26 protein-coding genes and 1 tRNA gene are annotated in these 19949 nt (G+C 55.9%); 14 read left to right on the top strand and 13 right to left on the bottom strand.

Annotation, left to right across the window (positions count from 1 at the left end; genetic code table 11):
• Positions 1-833 precede the first annotated feature (833 nt).
• Both ACR0EV_RS16065 and ACR0EV_RS16060 read right to left on the bottom strand, forming a co-directional pair.
• A complete protein-coding gene (locus tag ACR0EV_RS16065) occupies positions 834-971 on the bottom strand; it encodes an entericidin A/B family lipoprotein (RefSeq protein WP_171094020.1) in 138 nt (45 codons plus the stop codon).
• Between the two features lie 61 nt (positions 972-1032).
• A complete protein-coding gene (locus ACR0EV_RS16060; protein WP_480800999.1) occupies positions 1033-1374 on the bottom strand; it encodes an ArsR/SmtB family transcription factor in 342 nt (113 codons plus the stop codon).
• 367 nt (positions 1375-1741) lie between these two features.
• On the opposite strand from ACR0EV_RS16060, the gene ACR0EV_RS16055 reads away from it, so the two are divergent.
• The 6 genes from ACR0EV_RS16055 to ACR0EV_RS16030 all read left to right on the top strand — a co-directional run bounded on the left by ACR0EV_RS16055 (position 1742) and on the right by ACR0EV_RS16030 (position 5591).
• On the top strand, positions 1742-2374 hold the full coding sequence (locus ACR0EV_RS16055; RefSeq protein ID WP_480800998.1) for an ATP-dependent Clp protease proteolytic subunit: 633 nt from the start codon (positions 1742-1744) through the stop codon (positions 2372-2374).
• 131 nt (positions 2375-2505) lie between these two features.
• On the top strand, positions 2506-3774 hold the full coding sequence (gene clpX, locus ACR0EV_RS16050; protein WP_171094016.1) for an ATP-dependent Clp protease ATP-binding subunit ClpX: 1269 nt from the start codon (positions 2506-2508) through the stop codon (positions 3772-3774).
• 161 nt (positions 3775-3935) lie between these two features.
• Positions 3936-4298 (top strand): RidA family protein, encoded by a 363-nt coding sequence (locus ACR0EV_RS16045; protein WP_480800997.1) that lies wholly within the window; start codon positions 3936-3938, stop codon positions 4296-4298.
• Between the two features lie 80 nt (positions 4299-4378).
• The gene (locus ACR0EV_RS16040) at positions 4379-4762 is read left to right on the top strand and encodes an NADH:ubiquinone oxidoreductase subunit NDUFA12 (RefSeq protein ID WP_171094011.1); all 384 of its coding nucleotides are present in this window, start codon (positions 4379-4381) and stop codon (positions 4760-4762) included.
• Positions 4763-4773: 11 nt separating this feature from the next.
• On the top strand, positions 4774-5226 hold the full coding sequence (gene mlaD / locus ACR0EV_RS16035) for an outer membrane lipid asymmetry maintenance protein MlaD (RefSeq protein WP_171094008.1): 453 nt from the start codon (positions 4774-4776) through the stop codon (positions 5224-5226).
• Positions 5223-5591 carry a DUF2155 domain-containing protein gene (locus ACR0EV_RS16030; RefSeq protein WP_171177720.1) on the top strand — a complete coding sequence of 123 codons (369 nt, stop codon included), beginning with the start codon at positions 5223-5225 and terminating at the stop codon, positions 5589-5591. Before mlaD ends, ACR0EV_RS16030 begins: the two co-directional genes overlap by 4 nt.
• On the opposite strand, the gene aat is transcribed toward ACR0EV_RS16030, so the two are convergent.
• From aat to ACR0EV_RS16010, 4 genes are all read right to left on the bottom strand, one after another.
• The gene (aat, locus tag ACR0EV_RS16025; protein WP_480800996.1) at positions 5546-6178 is read right to left on the bottom strand and encodes a leucyl/phenylalanyl-tRNA--protein transferase; all 633 of its coding nucleotides are present in this window, start codon (positions 6176-6178) and stop codon (positions 5546-5548) included. The genes ACR0EV_RS16030 and aat overlap by 46 nt on opposite strands.
• Positions 6179-6229: 51 nt before the next feature.
• The gene (gene accC / locus ACR0EV_RS16020; RefSeq protein WP_171094002.1) at positions 6230-7576 is read right to left on the bottom strand and encodes an acetyl-CoA carboxylase biotin carboxylase subunit; all 1347 of its coding nucleotides are present in this window, start codon (positions 7574-7576) and stop codon (positions 6230-6232) included.
• Positions 7577-7585: 9 nt separating this feature from the next.
• The gene (accB, locus tag ACR0EV_RS16015) at positions 7586-8086 is read right to left on the bottom strand and encodes an acetyl-CoA carboxylase biotin carboxyl carrier protein (protein WP_171094000.1); all 501 of its coding nucleotides are present in this window, start codon (positions 8084-8086) and stop codon (positions 7586-7588) included.
• Positions 8087-8236: 150 nt separating this feature from the next.
• Entirely contained in the window at positions 8237-8773 is a 537-nt protein-coding gene (locus ACR0EV_RS16010; RefSeq protein WP_152457352.1) for a LuxR C-terminal-related transcriptional regulator, read from the bottom strand.
• Positions 8774-8985: 212 nt separating this feature from the next.
• Here ACR0EV_RS16010 and ACR0EV_RS16005 point away from each other — a divergent pair, with 212 nt between their 5' ends.
• The 5 genes from ACR0EV_RS16005 (at position 8986) to ACR0EV_RS15985 (ending at position 14900) form a co-directional block, all read left to right on the top strand.
• Positions 8986-10278: a short-chain fatty acyl-CoA regulator family protein gene (locus tag ACR0EV_RS16005; RefSeq protein WP_480800995.1), complete on the top strand. Its 1293-nt coding sequence runs from the start codon at positions 8986-8988 to the stop codon at positions 10276-10278.
• A gap of 77 nt (positions 10279-10355) precedes the next feature.
• Complete coding sequence (locus ACR0EV_RS16000; RefSeq protein ID WP_171093994.1) at positions 10356-10736, top strand: response regulator transcription factor; 381 nt, start codon at positions 10356-10358, stop codon at positions 10734-10736.
• Entirely contained in the window at positions 10736-11041 is a 306-nt protein-coding gene (locus tag ACR0EV_RS15995) for a hypothetical protein (protein WP_480800994.1), read from the top strand. The genes ACR0EV_RS16000 and ACR0EV_RS15995 overlap by 1 nt, the downstream gene beginning before the upstream one ends.
• On the top strand, positions 11041-13719 hold the full coding sequence (locus tag ACR0EV_RS15990; protein WP_480800993.1) for an ATP-binding protein: 2679 nt from the start codon (positions 11041-11043) through the stop codon (positions 13717-13719). Before ACR0EV_RS15995 ends, ACR0EV_RS15990 begins: the two co-directional genes overlap by 1 nt.
• A gap of 77 nt (positions 13720-13796) precedes the next feature.
• Positions 13797-14900: a FliM/FliN family flagellar motor C-terminal domain-containing protein gene (locus tag ACR0EV_RS15985; protein WP_480800992.1), complete on the top strand. Its 1104-nt coding sequence runs from the start codon at positions 13797-13799 to the stop codon at positions 14898-14900.
• A gap of 10 nt (positions 14901-14910) precedes the next feature.
• On the opposite strand, the gene ACR0EV_RS15980 is transcribed toward ACR0EV_RS15985, so the two are convergent.
• From ACR0EV_RS15980 to ACR0EV_RS15965, 4 genes are read right to left on the bottom strand one after another with little or no spacing between them, the layout of a single operon-like run.
• Positions 14911-15342, bottom strand: a complete 432-nt coding sequence (locus tag ACR0EV_RS15980) for a protein tyrosine phosphatase family protein (RefSeq protein WP_480800991.1) — start codon at positions 15340-15342, stop codon at positions 14911-14913.
• A 9-nt stretch (positions 15343-15351) separates the two neighbouring features.
• Positions 15352-15783: a DUF6691 family protein gene (locus ACR0EV_RS15975; protein ID WP_480800990.1), complete on the bottom strand. Its 432-nt coding sequence runs from the start codon at positions 15781-15783 to the stop codon at positions 15352-15354.
• The gene (locus tag ACR0EV_RS15970; protein WP_480800989.1) at positions 15783-16211 is read right to left on the bottom strand and encodes a YeeE/YedE family protein; all 429 of its coding nucleotides are present in this window, start codon (positions 16209-16211) and stop codon (positions 15783-15785) included. The genes ACR0EV_RS15975 and ACR0EV_RS15970 overlap by 1 nt, the downstream gene beginning before the upstream one ends.
• Before the next feature lie 26 nt (positions 16212-16237).
• The gene (locus ACR0EV_RS15965; RefSeq protein ID WP_480800988.1) at positions 16238-17101 is read right to left on the bottom strand and encodes an MBL fold metallo-hydrolase; all 864 of its coding nucleotides are present in this window, start codon (positions 17099-17101) and stop codon (positions 16238-16240) included.
• A gap of 244 nt (positions 17102-17345) precedes the next feature.
• Between ACR0EV_RS15965 and ACR0EV_RS15960 the strand changes: the two genes are divergently transcribed.
• Positions 17346-17561 carry a hypothetical protein gene (locus ACR0EV_RS15960; RefSeq protein WP_171093981.1) on the top strand — a complete coding sequence of 72 codons (216 nt, stop codon included), beginning with the start codon at positions 17346-17348 and terminating at the stop codon, positions 17559-17561.
• A gap of 9 nt (positions 17562-17570) precedes the next feature.
• On the opposite strand, the gene ACR0EV_RS15955 is transcribed toward ACR0EV_RS15960, so the two are convergent.
• The gene (locus ACR0EV_RS15955; RefSeq protein WP_480800987.1) at positions 17571-17789 is read right to left on the bottom strand and encodes a hypothetical protein; all 219 of its coding nucleotides are present in this window, start codon (positions 17787-17789) and stop codon (positions 17571-17573) included.
• Positions 17790-17940: 151 nt separating this feature from the next.
• On the opposite strand from ACR0EV_RS15955, the gene ACR0EV_RS15950 reads away from it, so the two are divergent.
• Together ACR0EV_RS15950 and ACR0EV_RS15945 are read left to right on the top strand one after the other, a co-directional pair.
• Entirely contained in the window at positions 17941-18207 is a 267-nt protein-coding gene (locus ACR0EV_RS15950; RefSeq protein WP_171177687.1) for a DUF2312 domain-containing protein, read from the top strand.
• A gap of 168 nt (positions 18208-18375) precedes the next feature.
• A tRNA-Leu gene (locus tag ACR0EV_RS15945) sits at positions 18376-18461 on the top strand.
• A gap of 64 nt (positions 18462-18525) precedes the next feature.
• On the opposite strand, the gene ACR0EV_RS15940 is transcribed toward ACR0EV_RS15945, so the two are convergent.
• The gene (locus ACR0EV_RS15940) at positions 18526-19023 is read right to left on the bottom strand and encodes a hypothetical protein (protein ID WP_480800986.1); all 498 of its coding nucleotides are present in this window, start codon (positions 19021-19023) and stop codon (positions 18526-18528) included.
• Positions 19016-19768 (bottom strand): helix-turn-helix transcriptional regulator, encoded by a 753-nt coding sequence (locus ACR0EV_RS15935; RefSeq protein WP_480800985.1) that lies wholly within the window; start codon positions 19766-19768, stop codon positions 19016-19018. Before ACR0EV_RS15935 ends, ACR0EV_RS15940 begins: the two co-directional genes overlap by 8 nt.
• Positions 19769-19949: the final 181 nt, after the last annotated feature.

Genomic DNA, 19949 nt, shown 5'->3' with positions numbered 1-19949 from the left:
GAACTGCATAGGACTGTTCAGGTCGTCGATTCGATGGAATTGGCGCCTGAGAGTTGAGCAAACCCAGTAGTTTTCACCGAAACGGTCGAGTTGCCGCCTTTGCACCTGCAGCATTTCATGAAAAAGTGGCGCTTAAGTGATGTCTGCCTGAACATTCGAACAACCCAGCGCGGTGCCGTGCTTTCTCGGGATATCCACAGAAATGTCCCGCCGGATATCAACACTTTATCCCCGTCTATTTTTCATGCTGCAGTGCTATTTTCTTGCCGGGCGCGGACCGGAATGTAACAGTCTGATCACTGCCTAGGGTCCTCGGAACCGACGGTGGTAAGCAAAGGTCCAGAGGTTTGAGGGTTTGAGAGGGTCTTGGGATTTTCTTAGAACTTCAAAGACTTACCGTTAAGGTCAGTTGTGGACGGGCGACACGCTTGTGCCAGTTGGCTATCCTCTTTGACGGCCGATGCAGGCTGCGCGACCCTTAGGGGTCAATGCAGTGGTCAAAGCCCCTCAGTGGGCTGAGGCAAAAGGATCGGAGCGTCTCTTGGGACGCGTCGACCCGGTAAGGCGTCAGGCGTATCCGAAAGGGTACTCGCAAAGACAACGTCTGCGCACCTGACGCCTTTTCCTTTGCCGGATTACGGTTTTATACAGGCTACCACTCACCCCCCAGAAGAACGGGAACGGGGCTCTTTCGCGTGTGCAAAAGAGCCCCGATTTAGCCTAGGAAAAAGCAGTGTTGACGCTGCGCCCCGGCAAGCCGGGCACTCGGATCAAGTACAGTAATCCGTCCATTCGGGTGTAATGGCGAACGTGCTGCGCAAGATCAGTTTTCTTTACAGGTTTTCCTGCACGTCTGTCGCGGCGTCTTGGATGGCATCTCCAGCCTTTTCAATGTCTTTGCCAGCGCCTTTTGCAGTTTCGCAGGCGGTAAGGGCAAACAGGCTCAGGCCAATCAGAATTACACGGATCATTATCGTCTCCTTGGTGCTCGATGGAGTTTCGGTAGCAGTTTTCCGCTAACGAAACCAGTCGTTAGGAGGTGCCTTCGCCGCAAAACAGCTCGTAGATAACTTCCAACATCCGCCGAGGGCGATCGTCCGCCAAACGGTAGTAGATCGCTTTACCTTCCCGTCTTGGGATGACCAAACCTTCCAGTCGAAGGCGAGACAATTGCTGAGATACTGCAGCTTGCCGTGCGGACAAAAGCTCTTCTAATTCTGTCACGGATTTCTCACCTGAAACCAGGTGACACAAGATCATCAAGCGCCCTTCATGGCTGATCGCTTTCAAAAAATTGGACGCGCGTGTCGCGTTGACGACCATGCGATCAAAGTCTTCAGGGGACATGTCTTGTGACAGTTGGGGAAGTGCCATTGTTCTTGTTCCTTGCCAACCCATTGATTGAGTTACGTTATTACATCACAACGCTTGAGTGCTGCGCTGCATCCACATACATGTTTCGGTCATTTTACCCTATATGTATAAATCAAAATACCGTGATGAGTGAAAGGGAAACAGAAGCCACCTTTCCCCTCTGCCTCAACTAGAGTGCTTCGGTTGCGTCCCGTCAGCCGCTTGAGAATGTGAACAACGAACGTTGCGTTGCGCGAATTTGATCACAACGCACATTCCTGCGTCGTTCTCACTTGCCCCCCTTGCAGCCCCCCCAAGCCGATACTAAGACTCGGGTAATACTTGTTGGGGTAGTGTCCCGATCCATAGCAAAGCAGGCAGGTTCAGAATGTTCGATCCCGTAGATACTTACATGAATACGCTCGTTCCCATGGTCGTCGAGCAGACCAGCCGGGGCGAACGCGCTTACGATATTTTCTCGCGTCTGCTGAAAGAGCGGATCATCTTTATCAACGGCCCAATTCACGATGGCATGAGCCATCTGGTCGTTGCGCAGCTGCTGCACCTTGAAGCCGAGAATCCGAATAAGGAAATTTCGATCTACATCAATTCCCCTGGTGGTGTGGTGACAAGCGGTTTGTCGATTTACGATACAATGCAGTACATTAAGCCGAAATGTTCCACATTGGTGATCGGTCAGGCGGCTTCGATGGGCTCGGTTCTGCTGGCTGGTGGTGAGAAAGGGATGCGGTTTTCGCTGCCCAATAGCCGGATCATGGTTCACCAGCCCAGCGGTGGCTATCAGGGTCAGGCGAGCGACATCATGATCCATGCGGCCGAAACGCAAAAGCTGAAGGATCGCCTGTATGACATTTATGTGCGTCATACCGGGCAGACCAAAAAGGCGGTTGAAAAGGCGCTGGACCGTGACAATTTCATGAGCCCGGAAGAAGCGAAAGACTGGGGCCACATCGATGAAATCGTCGAAAACCGTGCAAAAATGGACGCGGAAGAGGCCTAAGACCAGTGCTCCGCGCCATCGGCGCGGGGGTCATTTTGAGATTGTAGCCGCCAGAGTGCTGGCCTAAGCTGCACAAACAGGCGTAAGCGCATCCCTGCCGGGGTGCAGGGACGAGGCCCGAAAGGTAGATCATGGCGACGAATTCAGGCGGCGACGGGAAGAACACGCTCTACTGCAGTTTCTGCGGGAAAAGCCAGCATGAGGTGCGAAAACTGATCGCGGGCCCGACCGTGTTCATCTGCGATGAATGCGTCGAACTATGCATGGACATCATCCGTGAAGAGACCAAGGCCAGCGGGCTGAAGTCGTCTGATGGTGTGCCCACGCCCAAAGACATTTGCGAGGTTCTGGACGACTACGTGATCGGGCAGGCAACCGCCAAGCGCGTTCTGTCCGTCGCGGTTCACAACCATTACAAACGTCTGAACCATGCTCAGAAAGCCGGCAGCGATATTGAACTGGCGAAGTCCAACATCCTGCTGATTGGTCCGACAGGGTGCGGTAAAACCCTTCTGGCACAGACACTGGCCCGTATCTTGGACGTGCCATTCACCATGGCCGACGCAACGACGCTGACCGAAGCTGGTTACGTGGGCGAAGATGTCGAAAACATCATTCTCAAGCTGCTTCAGGCCAGCGAATACAACGTGGAACGCGCGCAACGCGGCATCGTCTATATCGACGAGGTCGACAAGATCACGCGCAAGTCCGAGAACCCGTCAATCACACGGGATGTTTCGGGCGAGGGCGTGCAGCAAGCCTTGCTGAAACTGATGGAAGGCACAGTGGCCAGCGTTCCTCCGCAAGGTGGACGCAAACATCCGCAGCAGGAATTTTTGCAGGTGGACACCACCAACATTCTGTTCATCTGCGGCGGCGCCTTTGCCGGCCTGGACAAGATCATCGCGCAGCGCGGCAAAGGTTCGGCCATGGGTTTCGGTGCCGATGTGCGAGACAATGACGACCGCGGCGTAGGCGAGATTTTCAAGGATCTTGAGCCAGAAGATCTGCTGAAGTTCGGCTTGATCCCCGAGTTTGTGGGACGTTTGCCGGTTCTGGCAACGTTGGAAGATCTGGACGAAGACGCATTGGTCACGATCCTGACCAAGCCCAAGAACGCTTTGGTCAAGCAGTATCAGCGCCTGTTCGAATTGGAAGATGTTGAACTCGACTTCACAGATGATGCGCTGAAGTCCATCGCCAAGAAAGCGATCGAGCGCAAAACCGGCGCACGCGGCTTGCGGTCGATCCTGGAAGACATTCTGCTGGATACCATGTTCGAATTGCCGGGCATGAAGAACGTCAGTGAAGTTGTCGTGAACGAAGAGGCGGTATCGTCCGAGTCACAACCACTGTTCATCTACGCAGACGCAGCGCCGGAATCTGCATCAGCAGGTTAATAGCAACTCAAGGGTGTTGGATTTGAAAAGACAGTAGGGGGTTCTCCCCCCGCTGTCGTTTTGCCAGTGTCACCGAGACAGTTGCGGCCTGAGAATTGGCGATTGCCTTTCTTCGTTTGTTGCAGTGGTCTTTGGCTTGCGATCAACGAAGAGGAAGCAGCATGGCGATTCAACGGATTTCATCCGGTGGCGAATTCGAAGCAAAAGTTGGATACTGCCGTGCGGTTGTCGCGGGCGGCTGGGTCCACGTGGCCGGGACAGTGGGGCAGGGTGAAGATGCTGTCACGCAGTGCCGTTCTGCATTGAGCATCATTGAAACGGCTTTGCAAAGGGCCGGTGCAGGATTCGAGGATGTGGTCCGTGTGACATACATGTTGCCGGATCGTACAGAGTTTGAGCCGTGCTGGCCGATCCTGGCAGAGACCTTTGGCGAAAACCCTCCGGCTGCGACCATGATGGAATGCGGGCTGATCGATCCGAAATACAGGATTGAAATCGAAGTGACCGCGTTTCTGCCGGAGTGACGCATGCGGCCCTAGGGGCACTGGACCTTGGCGAGCCTTTGGTCCATACCTTTTCTCGACCGAAATGCCGGAGGCACCCGATGGGAATCCTGAACAGTCTTTTGCGAGCCGTAACCTGGTGGAACGGATCCACTCTGAACACGCAGATTTACACTTCGCGAAAGGGCGTCAAAGTCGGCGAAGACAATGAAGGCAATGTGTTTTATCGCACTGCGGACGACAGCAAACGCTGGGTGATCTTCAACGGTGAGGCTGAAGCCAGCCGAGTTGATCCCGAATGGCACGGTTGGTTGCATCGCACCTGGGATGAGCCTCCGACAGACAAACCTTTGCCGCATAAATCCTGGGAAAAGCCGCATCAGGAAAACCTGACCGGTACTGCTATGGCTTATGCGCCTGCAGGGTCGCTGCGTCGGGCCGAGCCGGTCGAACGCAAGGATTATGAGGCCTGGAGCCCGGAATAAGCGAGGCGAAGATGTCGAGCCATAATTGGACCGAAGTATTTGTCGGTGGCGTCGTGTTGGCCGGCGCGCTGGCATTTGGTGTTTACGCCAGCCAATCGACGGGCTTGTCGCAAGGCGCAGCTGGGTACGAACTTGGTGCGTCTTTCAGGTCGCTGGAAGGGGTCGGTGTAGGCACGGATGTCCGTCTTGCAGGCGTCAAGATTGGAACGGTAACTGGTGTGACGCTGAACGCGGATACCTATCGTGCAGACACGACCTTCACCATTGCCGATGGCATTCTGGTGCCGGATGACAGCGCCATTGTGATCTCGTCCGAGGGGCTGCTGGGTGGCAATTTCGTCGAGGTTATGCCAGGCGGGTCGCCATTCTATTTCGAACCCGGAGACGAGATTGAGGATACACAAGGCGCGGTCAGCCTGATCTCTCTGCTGGTCAAGTTTGTGGCCGGAGACGGCAGCGAATGATCCGCGCTGCTTTGATTGCCCTTCTTATGGTAGGGACCAGTGCTGTTGCTCAGCAAAAGGTCCAGTCCGGTCCGGGGGCCATGTTGCGCGGATTGGACAAAGTCAGCGGTCAGACCGTCGATGTTGAAATGCAAAGCGGTGAGACCGAAGCTGTGTTTGGCTTGGATGTCGCGCTAGGGGATTGTCGTTATCCGGTTGATAACCCGACAGGTGACGCGTTTGCCTATCTGACGATCTGGGAAACGGGGAAAGCTGATCAGTTGTTTGACGGCTGGATGATTGCGACATCCCCAGCTTTGAACGCGTTGGACCATGCGCGTTATGATGTCTGGGTGATCCGCTGTATCACGCCCGCTGCGGACTGATGAATTGATGCTGTGAAATCAGCGCTGAGATTCAGAGCCTCTTCCAGTTCTCTTTTGTAAGCGCTGCGTGGAATTTCGATGGCGCCCAGAGACGCCAGATGCGCGGTCAAAAACTGCGTGTCGAACAGGTGGAATCCGGTTTGTCGCAGGCGGTCCACGAGGTAGGCAAGGGCGATTTTCGACGCATCCGTGCGGCGTGAGAACATGCTCTCCCCAAAGAATGCCGCCCCCAAGGTTACACCATAGACACCGCCTACAAGTGCGGCCCCGTCCCAGACTTCGAGAGAATGGGCATAGCCTGTCTGATGCAATTGGCGGTACAGATCGTGCAGTTCAGCGTTGATCCAGGTGTCGGCCCTGTCAGCACAGCCATCCACGACGCCTGAAAAGTCCTGATTGATCGTGATTTCGAACCCGCAATTGCGGATGCGGCGTGAAAGACTACGCGACACGTGGAATCCGTCCAACGGAAAGACGCCGCGAAACTTTGGATCGACCCAGAACAGCTCGGGATCATCGCGATGTTCCGCCATCGGGAAAATGCCGATGGAGTACCCGTGCAGCAGAAGTTCAGCGGATAGACTCATCTGGGATATGCAGAAACCGGAAGGCGTGCGCCCTCCGGTTCTTGGAGGTTACTATTCCATGTTCTCCGCAAGCCAGCGCTCCAGCCAGTGGATGTTGTAGTCGCCGCTGTGCAGGTCGGGTTCCTGCAGCAAGGCGTGGAACAGGGGGACTGTGGTATCGATGCCGTCCACGATCAACTCTCCCAATGCGCGTTCCAGCCGCGCCAGCGCTTCGGCCCGGTCACGGCCCTGCACGATCAGTTTGGCGATCAGCGAGTCATAGTAGGGCGGGATCGAATATCCGTCATACAGCGCTGAATCCATCCGCACGCCTAGACCACCCGGTGCGTGATACGCGGTGATCTTGCCCGGGCAAGGCGAAAAGTTCGGCAGCTTTTCCGCGTTGATCCGCACCTCAATGGCGTGGCCGTTGATTTCCAGATCCTCTTGCCCAAATGACATCGGCTCGCCTGCGGCGACACGGATTTGCTCGCGCACCAGATCGACGCCAAAGATGCCTTCGGTCACCGGGTGCTCCACCTGCAGGCGGGTGTTCATTTCGATGAAATAGAACTCGCCATTCTCATAGAGGAACTCGATGGTGCCCGCGCCGATATAGTTGATCTTGGCGACCGCGTCGGCACAGATCTTACCGATCCTGGCGCGTTCTTCGGGGGTGATGCAGGGGCCGGGGGCCTCTTCAAACACTTTCTGGTGCCGGCGCTGCAACGAGCAGTCGCGTTCACCCAGATGCACCGCTTTACCCTTACCGTCGCCGAAGACCTGAATTTCGATATGGCGCGGCGTGGTCAGGTATTTTTCGATATAGACCTCGTCATTGCCAAAGGCGGCTTTGCCTTCTGCACGCGCGGTCATGAAAGCGCTTTCCATCTCATCGGCGTTCATCGCGACCTTCATGCCGCGACCGCCGCCACCGGCGGTGGCCTTGATGATGACCGGATAGCCGAATTCCTCACCGATGCGCTTTGCGTCTTCCAATGTGGGTACGCCACCGTCAGATCCGGGCACGCAAGGAACACCCAGTGCCTTCATCGTGTCCTTGGCAGTGATCTTGTCGCCCATCACGCGGATATGCTCGGCGGTGGGGCCGATAAACGTGATGTCGTGGTCTTCGACGATCTGCACGAATTCGGCGTTCTCGGACAGGAAGCCATAACCGGGGTGGATCGCCTGAGCACCAGTGATCTCGCATGCCGAAATGATGGCAGGCACGGACAGATAGCTTTGTGGGCTGGGCGGGGGGCCAATGCAGACCGATTCGTCCGCCATACGCACATGCATCGCGTCGCTGTCGGCGGTGGAGTGGACGGCGACTGTCTTTATCCCCATCTCGCGGGCGGCGCGGATGACGCGCAGGGCGATCTCGCCTCGGTTGGCAATCAGGATCTTATCGAACATGGGCCCGCCTTACTCGATGATGACCAGAGGAGTGCCGAATTCCACAGCGTCGCCATCACCGACCAGAATGCGTTTGATCGTGCCCGACTTTGGGGCGTGGATGTGGTTCATAGTTTTCATCGCTTCGACGATCAGCAGCGTGTCGCCTTCCGAGACCGCAGCGCCAACGGAGATGAATGCAGGCGCGCCGGGTTCGGGTTGCATATAGACCGTTCCAACCATGGGTGAGGTCACGGCACCGGGATGGCTGGCAGGGTCTTCCTGCGCTGCTGGGGCTTCGGCTGCGGCAGGGGCGGCCGCAGGAGCGGCAACTGGAGCAGGGGCTGCGGCGGGCACCGCGACCTGAACCGGAGCGGCAGCGGCCTGTGTCATACGGCTGACGCGTACGTTCAGGCTGTCTTCTTCGCCGTATTCGCGTTTGACCTGCAATTCGGTCAGGTCGTTTTCGCGCAGCAATTCAGCCAGAGCCTTGATGAATGCCACATCCGCTTCGTGTTTGGTATCTGTCATGAGTGTCCTCGACGGTTCCCCTTTGGCCCGTCTGTTTTTGCGGGCTCTGATCAAATTACGCAGCGTTATAGGCCAAGCAGCGGTGCATGAAAAGCGCCGACTCGCACCATCACGAACTGGTTTGCCGCTTAAATTAAAGGGCCAGTCGGCTTACAAGGGCATCCCCGACAGCTTCGCGACCAGTTCAGACAGTTTTCGTGCTCCAAACTTTTCAAGCAAGCGGGCGCGATAGGCTTCGATCGTACGATAACTCAGTCCTAATTCCGCGCCGATTTCCTTGGCCGACAAACCGCGGCAGGACAGAATGGCCACTTCGCGTTCACGAACCGTCAATTCAACCAAAGGTCGTTCTTCTGAGATATCCGAAAAACTCCAGATGCCGTGCCGAAATGGGTCATCGGGGGTCAGTGATCGACCGCGCGCGCGACACCAGAACAGATCGCCATTGCGCCGTCTCATGACACGTTCGTCAGTGTAATAGCCGGTGTCGCGCATGACCTGCAGGCTGCGCTCTCCGATCCGTTCCCAATCGGCGACCGAAGGATAGAGGTGCAGCAGTGGCATGTTGCGATAGTCAGCCTCTTCTCCGCCAAACGTGCGCGCGAATTGCAGATTGCAGCGCCGGATAATCCGGTTTTCAAGCTCTACAAGGCCGATGGGAGCATATTCGAAGGCTGGGTCGCTCATGCGGGTATCGTGCCGGGAAACTGCGCAGAAGAGAAGGGGGGAAGGGCCTTATCGTATGATAACGACCTGTCATTCCTGCGCGATGATCACGCTGGCTTTGTCAAAACTGTAAATCATGGTTGAAAACTTTGAACTAAGCCTCAGAAATATATAATATGTTTCGATAATAGTTTTCGCAATCTCGGCTTAACCTTAGCCAGGAGGATGCAAGCATGCGTGATACTCTGACGGGAAGCCGTATCCGAGAGAGGCGGCAGATTGCCGGGCTCAGGCAGGCAGAGTTGGCTAGATTGGCAGGGATTTCGGCATCTTACCTGAACCTGATCGAACACAATCGGCGCCGGATCGGGGGCAAGTTGCTGGTGGATATCGCGGCGGCATTGTCGGTCGAGCCTTCGGTGCTGACAAAGGGGATCGAGGCCACTTTGGTATCGGCCCTGCGCGAAGCAGCAGATGATGCGGTTGGTCAGACTGCCGAGTTGGACGGTCTAGAAGAGTTCGCCGGGCGTTTCCCAGGCTGGGCAGGGGTGCTGGCACAGATGCATCGCCGTGTCGTTTCACTGGAACGTAATGTCGAGATGCTGTCTGACCGACTGACCCATGATCCCCAGCTGGCGGCCTCGATGCACGAGGTCTTGTCAACAGCAGCGGCGATTCGTTCAACGGCTGCGATTCTTGCAGACACGAAAGATATCGAGGCTGAATGGCGCGAAAGGTTTCATAAGAACCTGCACCAGGATGCCGAACGGTTAGCAGGCAGTTCCAAGGCGCTGGTGACGTTTCTGGATGAAAGCGATACGGCAGTCGACCCGCGCGGTGTACCTTTGGAAGAGGTCGAAGCGTTCTTTCAGGCGCGTGATTATACTTTCCCGGAATTGGAGGATCAAGGTGAGGCTGATACTGTTGATCTGAGTGGCCTTAACACTGCGGCGGCCCGGACCGTTGCGCGTGACATGTTGGAAACATGCCGCGCTGATGCACGAGCCATGCCGAAGGATACGGTTGCTTCGTTTGTTCAAGACGCTGGCCCGGATCCAATTGACCTTGCGCGTCACTTTTCCGTGGACATGGCAGTGGTCCTTAGACGCTTGGCATTTTTACCCGGAAGTGTTGCGTCTGGCCCGATCGGCTTGGTGCTGTGTGATGCGTCTGGCAGCATCTTGTTCCTCAAGCCGATTCCGGGATTTGTGATGCCAAGACATGGTGAAGCTTGCCCTCTTTGGCCAGTTTTTACAGCTTTGAACCGCCCCCTAGTGCCGGTGCGCAAGCGCGTTGTGCAGACTGGACGGGCGTCGGCCACGTTCGAGTGTTTCGCCTATGCCTGGCCGCATTCGGTGGCAGGATACGATCAGGACCCGGCGTATCGATCTGTCATGTTGGTGCGCCCCGAGCCGGAAACGACTTTTGAAACAGCAGTTACCGAGGTTGGACCGAACTGCCGCGTCTGCCCGCGAAATGACTGCACCGCTCGCCGCGAGCCGTCGATTTTGAGCGAAGGTTTTTGACACTTTCCTGACAGAACGCTTAATCTGGCTATGACCGGCCAAGGGATGGGCGACCGGTCTTGGGAGGAACTGAAAATATGAGCCGTAAGGTTCTGTTGATCGAGGACGAGCCGAATATCGCCGAGGCAATCCGGTTCCTGCTGACCCGCGAGGGCTGGCAGGTTGAGATTCATGGCGACGGTGCCGACGCACTTCAGGTAATTCAGGGTGCACAGCCTGATCTGGTCATTCTGGACGTCATGCTGCCGGGCAAAAGCGGCATGGATATTCTGCGTGATCTCAGAGAGATGGAAGAGCTGTCTGGCCTTCCTGTGTTGATGCTGACGGCACGCGGACAGTCGCGTGACCGGGAAATGGCGGAAAATGCTGGCGTCAGCCGATTTATGACGAAACCGTTTTCCAACGCCGAAGTGCTGACGGCTGTGCGTGATCTTCATGCACAGGCGACGCGATTATAATGTCTGGCGAGAGCGACAAAGATCAGCCGCCGGGCGCACGACCTTCGGTTTTTCTGGAACGTCAAAGCTATCGCCGTCGCAGGTTGACGGACGCTGCCCGGCTGCTGCCATTTCTAGGAGCGCTCTTGTTCGCACTGCCGCTTCTGTGGCCAGATCGTTCCAGCGGAGATGCCGCAGTGCCGCTGTCGTCGGCGATCTTCTACGTCTTCGTTTGCTGGGGCGCACTGATCGTGATCAGTCTGATCTTTGGCTTTGCTGCGCGCCGTATACCCACGCCCGAGGATCAAGACACAAGGGTTGAATGATGACCACTGTGAACGTTCTGATTCTCGTTTGTTTGGGCTACGTCGTATTTCTGTTTGCCGTGGCCTTCGCGGCAGATCGCATGGCGGCTGCTGGGCGCGGGAAATGGCTGCGCTCTCCCCTGATCTATACGCTGTCGCTGTCGATCTATTGCACCGCCTGGACGTTCTACGGTGCTGTGGGCAATGCCGCGCGGTCGGGGTTAGAGTTTGTCACCATCTACCTCGGTCCGACGCTCGTTATGGTCAGCTGGTGGTGGGGGTTGCGTAAACTTGTGCGTGTGGGGCGCAGTCAAAGGGTGACCTCGATCGCGGACCTGCTGTCGTCGCGCTATGGCAAGTCAAACACACTGGCGGTCTGCGTCACCATTCTGGCGGTGTTGGGTGGAACACCTTATATCGCGCTGCAACTACAATCGATTACGCTGTCTTTCTCGATCTTTGCCGAGGCCGACCCGTCGGGTCTGTACCGCGAAGGTTCGAGTGTGTTTTGGGTTGCGGCTGGCTTGGCTGTGTTTGCCATTCTCTTTGGCACGCGCAATCTGGACGTTAATGAACGCCATCACGGGGTGGTCACGGCGATTGCGGTCGAAGCCGTTGTTAAACTGTTTGCACTCATCGCAGTCGGCGTTTTTGTCGTCTGGGGCATCGCAGGTGGTATCGCGCCCATGATGGAGCGGATCGACGCGTCGGAAATTGGGCAGTGGAACGTCGATGCCGGGCGTTGGACGACATTCATTTTCTTGTCGGCGGCAGCCTTTATCTGCTTGCCGCGCATGTTTCAGGTGATGGTGGTCGAGAATGACGATGAAAGCCACCTCAGAACCGCTGCTTGGGCATTCCCGCTCTATCTTCTATTGATGAGCCTCTTTGTCGTGCCGATCGCAGTCGTGGGTCTGGACCTGCTGCCCGAAGGGGCCAATCCAGATTTGTTCGTGCTGACTGTGCCCCTGTCGCAGGGCAACGATTGGCTGGCGATGCTGTCCTTTATCGGTGGATTTTCATCTGCGACGTCAATGGTCATCGTGACCGCAATGGCGCTATCGACCATGGTGTCAAACCATGTCGTCATGCCTATCTGGCTGAACACACAGGAAGGCACGGGCTCGGTCTCGGGCGATGTTCGCAATATCGTTCTGATGGCCCGCCGCGTGTCTATCGCCGTTGTTATGGCGCTGGGCTATTTCTATTATCGGGCGTCGGGCGGTGGAGCAGCGCTGGCCTCGATCGGTTTGATCGCCTTTGCTGGTATTTCTCAGATATTGCCTGCTTTGGTTGGTGGTCTGTTTTGGCGTGGGGCCACACGAACCGGCGCACTTGTCGGGCTGACAGTAGGGTTTCTTCTGTGGATTTACACCTTGCTGTTGCCTGGAATGGGTGGGGCATCAATGCCCGAAGGCGTGCTGCAGAACGGGTTGTTCGGAATTGGTTGGCTGCGTCCACAGGCCCTGTTTGGGATCGAGGGGATAGATCCGATCGTCCATTCTGTGATGTGGTCGCTGTTGCTGAACACAATCGCGTTCTGCGTGGCCTCTTTGCTCAGTTTTCCCAGCCCGCTTGAGCGGCTGCAGGGCGCGCAGTTTGTCAATGTATTCGATCATTCGGTCGCTCCGCGCGGCTGGACGGGCTCGGTCGCGCAAAGCGAAGACCTGATGATCATGACCCAGCGCATTCTGGGCACCGGTCCCGCGCAGGAGTTCTTTCAGGCCGAAGCCGAGAAGCAGGGGGGGCGGTCGCAACTGCCGGAACCTACCCCAGGATTTCTGAGCCGTCTGGAACGCGAATTGAGCGGGTCCGTTGGGACGGCAACGGCCCACGCGATGATCGGCCAGATCGTCGGTGGCTCGTCAGTGTCGGTCGAAGATCTGCTGGCCGTGGCGGATGAATCCGCGCAATTGCTGGAATACTCCAGCCAGCTTGAGGTGAAGTCATCCGAGCTTAGCCGAACGGCGCGGCAACTGCGTGAGGCAAATTCCAAACTTACACAGGTGTCTGCGCAAAAGGACAACTTCCTTAGTCAGGTCAGTCATGAATTGCGGACGCCCATGACCTCAATCCGGGCGTTTTCCGAAATCATGCGCGACACTGAAGGTCTGAGCGGTGAGGAACAAACCCGATACGCCACGATCATCCACGATGAAGCGCTACGGCTAACCCGCCTGCTGGACGATTTGCTGGATCTAAGTGTTTTGGAAAACGGTCAAGTCAACCTCAACATCAGTGATGACAGTTTGCGTTCGGTTCTGGATCGTGCCGTGTCCAGCGCATTGGCCGGAGCAGGCCGCAAGATAACTGTACGGCGCGCACGCGCTGCTGAGCGGATTGTCTTGCACACGGATTTAGACAGGTTGGGGCAGGTGTTCATAAACCTGATCTCCAACGCTCAGAAATACTGTGATGCAATCGAACCGGTACTGACAATTTCAGCATATGACGTTGGTGGGCGGGTTATCATTGATTTCATCGACAACGGCAGTGGCATTCCACCCGGTGCGCGCTCGATGGTGTTCGAGAAATTTGCGCGCGTTGGTGTCGACAAGGCCGGTGGGGCAGGGCTGGGTCTGGCCATCTGCCGCGAGATCATGCAGCGACTTGGGGGTGAGATCACCTATCTGCCGGGGCAGGGCGGAGCGGCATTTCGACTGAGTTTGCCTTTGGCTCATCGGCAAGCTGCGCAGTGATGTGGTCATAAAGAACTTTGTAACGTTCGGCGATGTAAACCTATTGCCAGTTGCTGGAACAATTGGTGATCGGCGTCATGTCAGAAACCGTCAATGCCGCTTTGGCACGAAAGTTGACCGTTGGTCAGAAAGATCTGGGTGACCGTCCGCGCTCGGTTCTGCGGGCGCTGCGCCTGGGGTTTGCGCGGGCCGCAAACGACCGCGCAAATTTATCGCTTGCAGTGATAGGGGCTAAGCAATCCAGCCGGTCTGCCGAGGATCTGGTTGAAGCGATTGGCCCGGATTGGCTGTTGCTGGTGTTTGACGGGCCTGGGGGGCGTTTGGCGGCTTGCCTTGACCCGCATCTGGTGTCCGCCATCGTTCAAACCCAAACGATCGGAGAGGTCTTGCCGGACGATCCGTTTCCACGGGGATTTACAGACACAGATGCCGCCATGTCTGCGCCTCTGATCGAAGCAGCTCTGACCCGATCTGCCGGCCTGATTGACCCGACAGCAGAGCAGGTTTGCGTTGACGGTCATGAGTATGCATCGCGCGCTGCAAACCTGCGGGAGCTGTCGCTGGCCCTGACGGAAGAAGCGTATCGCGTCTTTGATCTGACCGTCGATTTGGCCAATGGGATACGGCAAGGGCATATCTCGGTCTTTGTGCCAGAATCCCCAGCTGTGACTGACATAGCTGAGGAGGACCCGGAGCACACAGGTCCGCGACTTGAGCAATCCTCGGGTGTGGTGAAAGCCGATTTGAACGCAGCTTTGTGTCGGATGACCGTGCCGTTGTCTACGCTGACCGCTATGCAAACTGGCGACGTCCTGCCCCTGCGTGGGGCGCGTTTGGACCGAACCGAGATCCTGACGATCGAACGCACGCGGGCAGGTGTTGGTCGCTTGGGCCAGTGCGGAGGTTTGCGAGCTGTACGCTTGAACGAACATGCTGCGCTACCAGCGCTAAGCGGAACTGAAGCCCATCAGTTTATTGAAAGCCGCGGAGGGATCCATTCACAGGACAGTTTTGATGAACCGATGGCCAACGTGACAGAAATCACGCCCCCGGTGCCCATGACTGAGATGGGAGGTAGCCTTTCAGAAGATCTGATCCTGGATGACTCTGAACGGATGGTGGCCGAAATCTCTCAACTGGCCGGGCTGAATGCGCCTGAATCAGGGCAGGGCAAGGAGTAACGCAACAGGTTTATCCCAGTTTGCTGCGAAGACTGTCCAAAGCAGGTCGCAAATTTTCCAACTGATACCCTGCATTCGTCGTCGCGTTCAGGATTTCATCTGTACTCATTTGGTTGCATTGCCCCAAAGCCCAAACAACGGAACATCGCGTGCCCGACGCGCAGTAGGCCAAAACCGGTCCACCACAGCTTTCGGCCATTTCCCGCTGCAGCTTCACGTTCTCAGGCGTCATCGTCTGATGGGTCAGTTCCAGCACTTCATATTCCAGTCCCGCAGCACGCACGGCATCACCGATTGCGTCGGACTGCATTACAGGCGGAACCTCGACATTGGGGCGGTTGCAGATCACCTTTACAAAGCCGGCGGCGGCTATTGCTGGTACATCTTCAACCGTGATCTGCGGGGATACGGCATAGCGGGGGGTGATCGGTCGAATCTCCATGCCAATTCCTTAGGCCGCGTTCGCCGCTCTGTCCAGTTGTGCGCCAAAGGTTGGGGCAACGAACATGCCTGCCGCCATCGCAACCAGAAAGGCAACGCCGCCCAGTCCGCCATAGCTCAGCGACGCCATGGCTGGGCCGGGGCAAAGCCCAACCAACCCCCAGCCCATTCCGAACAGAACAGAGCCCACAACCAGTCTTCGATCAACTTCGGGCTTTGCAGGGGGTGGAAATTCGTTTCCGGTCAAAGCCTTGCGTCCTGCTGCAAAACGCCACGCGACCAGCATCGGCAAAATCGCCCCACCCATCACAAAGGCCAAAGTCGGGTCCCAGTTGCCGAATACATCCAGCCATCCTTGAACCTTTGTCGTGTCGGTCATGCCTGAAATCAACAATCCGGCACCGAAGAGTGATCCGGCAAGAAAAGCAATGAAAAGGCGCATCAGATCAGGCCCCACATGTGACGCAGAAGAACGAGCGTCACGCCCCCGGCTAGAATATAGAAAACGGTCGCCACGATCCCGCGCAGTGATAACCGAGAAATGCCGCAAACCCCGTGACCAGACGTGCAGCCATTGGCGATGCGTGTGCCAACGCCAACCAGCAACCCGGCGATGACGACAAGGATCAAGTTGCTGGTAAGATTTGTCTGAACCTCGGGTGCGATCAGCGGGCGCAACAGAAACGGCATACCGATCAGGCCAGCAACAAAGACCAACTTCTCAGCCTTCGTGTCACGGGCGCTGCCGTCGACAAGGCCGCCCAGGATGCCGCTTGCGCCCATGATCCGGCCATTTCCAAGCAGGTAAACCGCGCCGCCCAGACCAATCAGTAAACCGCCGATCAGGCCCATGAGCCACTCTATATTCATGAGGTTTTTCCCTTTATTCGCCCGCGTCAGAGCTTGTTGATCGGCAGTTTCAGAAAAACATCCCCTTCTTCATCTGCCGGGGGCATTTGTCCCGCGCGCATATTGACTTGCAAAGAAGGCAGGATCAGGCGTGGCATGGCCAGTGTCGCATCGCGTGCGTCGCGCATTTCCACAAATTCTTCGATGCTGCGGCCTTGTCCGATGTGTACATTCAGAGCCTTTTGCTCGCCGACCGTTGTTTCCCACGCATATTCGTCGCGACCTGGGGCCTTGTAGTCGTGGCCCACGTAGATTCGTGTCTCATCTGGCAGGGCTAGAATTTTCTGGATCGACTCGTAAAGGGTCGCCGATGAGCCGCCGGGGAAATCGCACCGTGCTGTTCCAAAATCGGGCATGAACAGCGTGTCGCCCACAAAGGCTGCGTCGCCGATCACATAGGTCAGACAGGCAGGCGTGTGACCTGGGGTGTGCAGCACGTCTCCGCGCATCTGGCCGATGTGGAAACTGTCGCCTTCCGAGAACAACGCATCGAACTGGCTGCCATCGCGCTGGAATTCGGTCCCTTCATTGAAGACCTTACCGAAGGTTTCCTGAATAGTAACGATCTGGGCTCCAATCCCGATCTTGCCGCCCAGTTCCTGTTGCAGATAGGGGGCTGCAGACAGGTGATCGGCGTGAACGTGGCTTTCCAGAATCCAATCAACCTTGAGGTCGAGCGCGCGCGCATAGTCGATGATCTGATTTGCAGAGGTTGTCGCCGTCCGGCCCGAAGCATGATCAAAATCCAGAACGCTATCGATAATGGCGCATGCGCGCCCTTGTGGTTCGTGAACAACGTAAGACACCGTAAAGGTTTGATCGTCGAAAAACGCTTTCACTGTGGGCGTCATATTGTCCTCCGTTTCGGTTGCATACATCATATATGTATTTTGGAATGTGACACAACTGCCAATCTGAATTTGATGCCCGTCAAGGCAGGTTCGATTAAAATGGCTTAAACTTTAACCCATCTGCGCCGAATTGCCGAAATTACGATTACCTCAGGCAAAATCCCGCACAGATTCAGGTTAATATCTGCGGGTCTTATTCCCGTTACCTATATGAGGGATACTGGCAACACTTGGGAGGATGGTTATGACAGCTACTAATCTGTATTCCGAAGCAGAACAGCTTGAACAAAAGCTACAAGGTGCGTGTTTGGACACGCGATTGGCGCTGCAACCGAGTGTAAGCAAGGTTGTCGATCGTATGCGACAGCAGGGTATGCACGTGCCGTCGAGATTGCGGCGACTGGATGCGGCTTTGTGCGAAGACGCGATGGAAGCACAGTTCGATAACCTGCCGATCTGACTTAGGCGGTCATCCGAAGGATATCCCGAGGATGACCAGCATCAATCCAATCACAGACAAGAACAAAGAGGCCAGGTTCCAGGGCAGAACGCCCTGAACAACCGCACGCAATTCGTCATCCGACAAACCGGCCTTGCGCGCTTTCATCACGCGTAGAATACACCAGACAAGCCCGCAAAGCCCGGCAAGGGACAGGGCTGCTCCGCCCCAGGTGATGAATTCAAACATGGTTCCCCACATCTCGTCGTGAACTGACCCCGCGCTTAAAGGATCAGATCAGGTCGCACAAGTGCGTCTGAGGATTGGGTGCTTGCGACCCGGGCGACAGCACTGTATCCGGCATCTTGCATCAGATTTTCAGCCTTTGGGAGAGACGCAAATGGAAGACATCACCGAAGATCAGGCCGCCGCCAACTATCGCGTGACCGCAGGCGAGCTGCGCCAGTTCATCGAACGGTTCGAACGTCTGGATGCGGAAAAAAAAGACCTGGCCGAACAGCAGAAAGAAGTCATGGCCGAAGCCAAAGCGCGGGGATACGACACCAAGGTCATGCGTAAAGTGATCGCGCTGCGCAAGCGTGACAAGGACGACATTGCCGAAGAAGAGGCTGTGTTGGAGATGTACAAAGAAGCACTTGGTATGTGAGACCTTCCAGCGGGGAGGGGCAGTGCCTCTCCCTTGTTATGCAAAAGGGCGTGTGTGGCTTGGGACTGGGCCGCTGATCACATTACCGGCCTCATTTGCATCAAAGCGCATTGTTCTCATCCTGTTGTGATTGTAAGGAAACTGCATAGCCCAAATGGGCCGCGCCGTGCGGGCGTGATGGAATGGTAGACATATCAGACTTAAAATCTGAAGGGCGTATGCCCGTGTGGGTTCGAGTCCCACCGCCCGCACCACACTGACCCTATTCAGCAATCCGTTTTACTGTAGGTGCATAGGAGCCGGTCACGCTAGCTTGACCTAAACTGGATACCCCAGGTCTTGAATCAACTTCCAAATGTCCTTGTTTGCCACGGACAGCTGATCAACGACCCGCTCAATCTCACGTAAGGCGTCGTCATCCACGGTATCTTCGCGACCAAGTTTGATGTCGGTTTTGCGATCCGCGATCCGCATCAGAATGGTCTTTGGATTGCCGCTTTCAGGGTCGAAGGAATAGATACAATGGTTGTATTTGTTGCGGATGCCCGACAGCTTTGACAGGCGTTGTGTATGTGCAAGGATCGGGTCGCGGATTTGCGGCGACCGTCCCTCCATCTTGGCCAGCCGCTCGACCAGATCGATTCGGGCGCGGGTGGTGTTCAGCGTCAGAAAGATGATCACAGAAACGTCTTTGGATGCCCCCGTCAGGCCCGCTATCAGGTGGATCAACAGGCTTTCCGTATTGGTCCACATGTAGTTCAACCTGCCAACTAACAAGATCAGGCGGTCGAACCGGGTTTCGAACGTGTCAGTCAAGGGCTGACTGCTGCGCCGCGTGAGGCGCGACCTCAAAATAGAAATGCGCCGCCGCGGTTCGGTTGCTAACGCCAATCTTGCCAACCACATTGTGCATGTGCAGTTTGACTGTGTGTTCCGTTATCCCCAGCTTGGCTGCGATCAGCTTGTTGCTTTTGCCCTGCGAAACAAGTTGCAGCACCTGTTTTTCACGACGGGTTAGTTTCGAATAACGGGCATGTCTGTCGACGCCATTCGGAGCAGCCAACGGCGCTTGGATTGCAGCCGGGGTGATGCTTTGGGATGGCGCGGGGACGCAGTCAGCCAGAAAACTCGGCAAATACAACTCTTCATGCATCAGTAATCTCAAGATCGCGCGCCACGCATCGGGTGCAACATTCATTGGCAGAAAACCGATCTCACCCAATCGCGCCCGATCCCAGCCTTGAAACAAGCGGCGGGCGAGGTCTTCTTTGCGATAGGCAAATGCGAGACAACCAGCACCTGTTGAGTCGGTATAAGCATTGGGACGCGACAGCAGATCTTCGATCATCATTTGGTCGACAACGACAATCTTGTTACCGGTCGGCGCGTGCTCACGCATCGCGTCAAGGCTCTCGAACCGTTCTGCGTGCACGCCAAATTCGGTCTGAACACTTCTGAGCGTTTGATTGGAGTAGAACAGTTCTTTCCCAACAAAGACTATCGATAAATCTTCGGAATAAGTGTCAACATTGGCAGTTTCATTCTGCAAAGACTTACTCATTATTGCCCCCTACAAAACAGGCGTAACCGGAAATTAGTGCTAAAATAAAATAGAACCCGGGTAAAATATGTTAACTAATCAAGGAATTATATCCTTTTTATTATACCGTAAGTTTTGAATATCTACAACCAGACGATGCAGATCCGACTTGGTAGATATAGAACTATTGATTAGGTTTTTT

The sequence above is a fragment of the Ruegeria sp. CF8 genome, assembly GCF_056537285.1.
This window is presented reverse-complemented; position numbering and strand designations above follow the sequence as displayed.

Excerpts from the sequence above, each read along its gene's own strand:
- ACR0EV_RS16065 (WP_171094020.1), bottom strand. The coding sequence starts at position 971 with ATGATCCGTGTAATTCTGATTGGCCTGAGCCTGTTTGCCCTTACCGCC.
- ACR0EV_RS16060 (WP_480800999.1), bottom strand. The coding sequence starts at position 1,374 with ATGGCACTTCCCCAACTGTCACAAGACATGTCCCCTGAAGACTTTGAT.
- ACR0EV_RS16055 (WP_480800998.1), top strand. The coding sequence starts at position 1,742 with ATGTTCGATCCCGTAGATACTTACATGAATACGCTCGTTCCCATGGTC.
- clpX (WP_171094016.1), top strand. The coding sequence starts at position 2,506 with ATGGCGACGAATTCAGGCGGCGACGGGAAGAACACGCTCTACTGCAGT.
- ACR0EV_RS16045 (WP_480800997.1), top strand. The coding sequence starts at position 3,936 with ATGGCGATTCAACGGATTTCATCCGGTGGCGAATTCGAAGCAAAAGTT.
- ACR0EV_RS16040 (WP_171094011.1), top strand. The coding sequence starts at position 4,379 with ATGGGAATCCTGAACAGTCTTTTGCGAGCCGTAACCTGGTGGAACGGA.
- mlaD (WP_171094008.1), top strand. The coding sequence starts at position 4,774 with ATGTCGAGCCATAATTGGACCGAAGTATTTGTCGGTGGCGTCGTGTTG.
- ACR0EV_RS16030 (WP_171177720.1), top strand. The coding sequence starts at position 5,223 with ATGATCCGCGCTGCTTTGATTGCCCTTCTTATGGTAGGGACCAGTGCT.
- aat (WP_480800996.1), bottom strand. The coding sequence starts at position 6,178 with ATGAGTCTATCCGCTGAACTTCTGCTGCACGGGTACTCCATCGGCATT.
- accC (WP_171094002.1), bottom strand. The coding sequence starts at position 7,576 with ATGTTCGATAAGATCCTGATTGCCAACCGAGGCGAGATCGCCCTGCGC.
- accB (WP_171094000.1), bottom strand. The coding sequence starts at position 8,086 with ATGACAGATACCAAACACGAAGCGGATGTGGCATTCATCAAGGCTCTG.
- ACR0EV_RS16010 (WP_152457352.1), bottom strand. The coding sequence starts at position 8,773 with ATGAGCGACCCAGCCTTCGAATATGCTCCCATCGGCCTTGTAGAGCTT.
- ACR0EV_RS16005 (WP_480800995.1), top strand. The coding sequence starts at position 8,986 with ATGCGTGATACTCTGACGGGAAGCCGTATCCGAGAGAGGCGGCAGATT.
- ACR0EV_RS16000 (WP_171093994.1), top strand. The coding sequence starts at position 10,356 with ATGAGCCGTAAGGTTCTGTTGATCGAGGACGAGCCGAATATCGCCGAG.
- ACR0EV_RS15995 (WP_480800994.1), top strand. The coding sequence starts at position 10,736 with ATGTCTGGCGAGAGCGACAAAGATCAGCCGCCGGGCGCACGACCTTCG.
- ACR0EV_RS15990 (WP_480800993.1), top strand. The coding sequence starts at position 11,041 with ATGACCACTGTGAACGTTCTGATTCTCGTTTGTTTGGGCTACGTCGTA.
- ACR0EV_RS15985 (WP_480800992.1), top strand. The coding sequence starts at position 13,797 with ATGTCAGAAACCGTCAATGCCGCTTTGGCACGAAAGTTGACCGTTGGT.
- ACR0EV_RS15980 (WP_480800991.1), bottom strand. The coding sequence starts at position 15,342 with ATGGAGATTCGACCGATCACCCCCCGCTATGCCGTATCCCCGCAGATC.
- ACR0EV_RS15975 (WP_480800990.1), bottom strand. The coding sequence starts at position 15,783 with ATGCGCCTTTTCATTGCTTTTCTTGCCGGATCACTCTTCGGTGCCGGA.
- ACR0EV_RS15970 (WP_480800989.1), bottom strand. The coding sequence starts at position 16,211 with ATGAATATAGAGTGGCTCATGGGCCTGATCGGCGGTTTACTGATTGGT.
- ACR0EV_RS15965 (WP_480800988.1), bottom strand. The coding sequence starts at position 17,101 with ATGACGCCCACAGTGAAAGCGTTTTTCGACGATCAAACCTTTACGGTG.
- ACR0EV_RS15960 (WP_171093981.1), top strand. The coding sequence starts at position 17,346 with ATGACAGCTACTAATCTGTATTCCGAAGCAGAACAGCTTGAACAAAAG.
- ACR0EV_RS15955 (WP_480800987.1), bottom strand. The coding sequence starts at position 17,789 with ATGTTTGAATTCATCACCTGGGGCGGAGCAGCCCTGTCCCTTGCCGGG.
- ACR0EV_RS15950 (WP_171177687.1), top strand. The coding sequence starts at position 17,941 with ATGGAAGACATCACCGAAGATCAGGCCGCCGCCAACTATCGCGTGACC.
- ACR0EV_RS15935 (WP_480800985.1), bottom strand. The coding sequence starts at position 19,768 with ATGAGTAAGTCTTTGCAGAATGAAACTGCCAATGTTGACACTTATTCC.